The organism is Cupriavidus sp. HPC(L) (genome assembly GCF_000307735.3).
GTDB lineage: Bacteria > Pseudomonadota > Gammaproteobacteria > Burkholderiales > Burkholderiaceae > Cupriavidus.
Genome location: NZ_AMPR02000278.1, coordinates 1 through 3213, shown reverse-complemented (window position 1 = coordinate 3213; position 3213 = coordinate 1). Strand labels below are relative to the sequence as shown.

General features: G+C 67.9%; 3 protein-coding genes. All 3 read right to left on the bottom strand.

Annotated elements, in window-relative coordinates:
- The coding region (locus B551_RS15540; RefSeq protein ID WP_023264476.1) for a hypothetical protein at positions 1 to 464 on the bottom strand (464 nt) is incomplete at its 3' end.
- Between the two features lie 214 nt (positions 465 to 678).
- Positions 679 to 1659: a CoA ester lyase gene (locus B551_RS15535; RefSeq protein WP_006578854.1), complete on the bottom strand. Its 981-nt coding sequence runs from the start codon at positions 1657 to 1659 to the stop codon at positions 679 to 681.
- A gap of 240 nt (positions 1660 to 1899) precedes the next feature.
- On the bottom strand, positions 1900 to 2883 hold the full coding sequence (locus tag B551_RS15530; protein WP_006578853.1) for a malate dehydrogenase: 984 nt from the start codon (positions 2881 to 2883) through the stop codon (positions 1900 to 1902).
- Between the last annotated feature and the right edge of the window lie 330 nt (positions 2884 to 3213).

Sequence of the window (3213 nt, the reverse complement as noted above, 5' to 3'; positions counted from 1 at the left end):
TGGGTCGGCGCGGCGGCGCCGGCCAGCATCGCGGAGGTCTGGCACTCGTCCGCCAGGCGCTGGCCGTGGTTGCGGTCGAACAGCATGGCCTTGCTCGGGATCACCACCAGGTCCAGGCCCGATTGCGGGTCGAAATAGCGGTCGGCGCCGGTCACCGTGGCCTGGCGCGGCAGGCGGTGGTTGCGGCCGTCCCAGTGCACGGTGATCACTTCGTCGCGCAGCATGTTGCCGGCGACGTACAGCGACTTGCCCAGTTCGCACTGCCACTTCTCGCCTTCCGGTACCACCGGGGCCGCGGCGGCCGCGGCCTTGGTCGTGCGTTTCTTGCTGCTGGCCTTGGCCTTCGGTTTGGCGGCGCTCTTCTTGGCCGTGCTGGCCTTCTTGGCGGTTTCCTGGGCGATGGCGGCGCTGCCGGCCGACAGCGTGAAGACGCCGAGGCAGGCGGCGAGCAGGAGGTGTTTCATCGGATACTTCCTCGAGATGATGGGTGGATGCGGAAATTGCAGGTTTGATTCTGCGGATTCTGCGCTGTCGCGCTTGTTGTTGTTGGCCTTGCGGGCATGCCGTTCCGGGTTCGGCCCGGACGCGGCGCCGCTATTCTCTCCGATTTGCCGGATCGCCGGCGCACCGTCTTTCGCGATGGCTGCGATGGCTCCGGTCGTGGGCCCGGCAGCCGGCTCAGCCGAAAAACAGTTCCGTCACATTGGCCGGCAGCGTGGCGCCGGTCGCATGGGCACGCTGCAGCAGCGCCCAGTAGTAGCGGTAGCTGGCGCGGTCGTGCAGTTCGCCCTGGTGCCGGATCGGCGCCCAGTTGTTCTCGTGCGCGGCCAGCAGGATCGCGCTGGCCAGGCCGATTTCCTCGTGGCCCGGCTGGAAGGCCCGCACGATCGGGCCGATCTGCGCCGGATGGATGCTCCATTTGCGCAGGAAGCCCAGTTCGGCGCGGGCGCGGCGGGCGTCCTCGCCGGCGCGCTCGGGGTTCTGGATATCGGTGCTGACGTTGTGCGACGGCACCTTGCCGTGGCGATGGCAGGCCGCCGCGATCTCCAGCATGGCGCGGCGCACCAGCGGATGCTCGAACTGCTGCGGCGAGCGCATCGCCTCGCCGGGAATCGCGCCGTGATGCGCCGAGACGAAATCCATCAGGCCGAAGCTCAGGCATTCGACCTGCACCAGCGAGGCGATGCGGAACACCTGCTCGAGCGCCGCGTGGGTTTCGATCAGCACATGGATCGGGATATGGCGCGCGATGCCGGCCGCGCGCGCGGCCTGGTTGACGCGGTCGGTCACGCGGGCGACCTCGACCACGTCGGTGACCTTGGGCACCGTCACATAGGCTAGCCGGGCGCCTGCGCCGGCAACCAGGATATCGACGTCGTCGCCCCAGCTGGGGTGCGCCGGGTCGTGGATGCGCACGCCGACGCGGTTGAACAGGTTCAGCGGGCCGTTGATCAGCTGCGCGCACAGCTGCGCGTGCTCGCGCTCGCTGCCGACCGCGGCGCCGTCCTCGCAATCGAGGGTCAGGTCGAACACCGGGCCGAGCTCCTGCTGCAGCGCCAGCGATTTGCGCATCAGCTTCTCGCTGCCGGCATAGTGGTCGCAGACCGGCAGCTGGACCGGTACGGCTTCGCCCTGGAACAAGACTTCGGATGGATGCACGTCGTCTTCGTCTTTAACGGTGACAGAGGGAATCGGGAAAACTCGGAAAGCGGGTTGGCCCGCCTCGCCGCCTCGCGCCAGTCAAGGGCAACGACGGCAAACGCCGGAACAAACCGTTTACAGCGAAGGCGGCGCGGCCGGTATCGGACGTACGCCTACGCGGGGACCAACAAAAAACCGGGGCCCGCTTCGATGATTCGATGCGGTGCCCCGGTTTCGCATGCGGCGAAGGGAAGGGTATCAGCCCAGCAGGTGCTGCACGCCGGCGCGTTCCTCTTCCAGTTCCTTCAGCGTGATGTTGATCTTTTCCTGGCTGTAGGCGTCGATCTCGAGGCCCTTGACCAGTTCGTACTTGCCGTTGGCCGTGGTGACCGGGAAGCCGAACATCACGTCCTGCGGAATGCCGTACGAGCCGTCCGACGGGATGCCCATCGTGACCCACTTGCCGTTCGAGCCGAGCACCCAGTCACGCACGTGGTCGATCGCCGCATTGGCGGCCGAGGCGGCCGACGACAGGCCGCGCGCCTCGATGATGGCGGCGCCGCGCTTGCCGACGGTCGGCAGGAACACGTCGTTGTTCCAGGCGTGGTCGTTGATCAGGTCCTTGACGCTCTGGCCGTCGACGGTCGCGTAGCGGTAGTCGGCGTACATGGTCGGGCTGTGGTTGCCCCAGACGAACAGCTTCTCGATCGACGACACCGGCTTGCCGGTCTTGGCGGCGATCTGCGACAGCGCGCGGTTGTGGTCCAGGCGCAGCATCGCGGTGAAGTTTTCCTTCGGCAGGTTCGGGGCCGACTTCATCGCGATGTAGGCGTTGGTGTTGGCCGGGTTGCCGACCACCAGCACCTTGACGTTGCGGCTGGCGACTTCGTCCAGCGCCTTGCCCTGCACCGTGAAGATCTGCGCGTTCGCTTCGAGCAGGTCCTTGCGCTCCATGCCCTTGCTGCGCGGACGGGCGCCGACCAGCAGCGCGACGTCGGCGTCCTTGAACGCGACCTTGGGATCGTCGGTGATCACCACGCCGGCCAGCAGCGGGAACGCGCAGTCTTCCAGCTCCATCACGACGCCCTTGACGGCGTTCTGGGCCTGCGGCAGGTCCAGCAGCTGCAGGATGACCGGCTGGTCTTTGCCGAGCATGTCGCCGTTGGCGATGCGGAACAGCAGGGAGTAGCCGATCTGGCCAGCGGCGCCGGTCACTGCGACGCGCATGGGGGCTTTAGCCATCTGTAAGTCTCCAAACGAAGAAAGGGAAACCGGCCGGTGCGGCACGAGGCGCGGCGCGCGATCTGTCGCGCGATCGCGCCGGGGCACACCGGGAGGGAGGTTGTCGCCACGGGCGGCGGCGCACCGTCCGGCGCCGGGCTCGGCAGGGCGGGCGGGGGTGCGGCGGCTGCGGAAGACCGCGGATGACGACAAGGCGTAAGTCTACTGCGAAGCCGCGGACCGCATCCAGCCGTATTCCGGCGGAAGCGGACGCGACAGCACCACAGCGCACCCGCAACGCGCAGCGGGGGCGCACGAGACGGCGCGAGTGTAGGCGCCGTGGCATGCGCT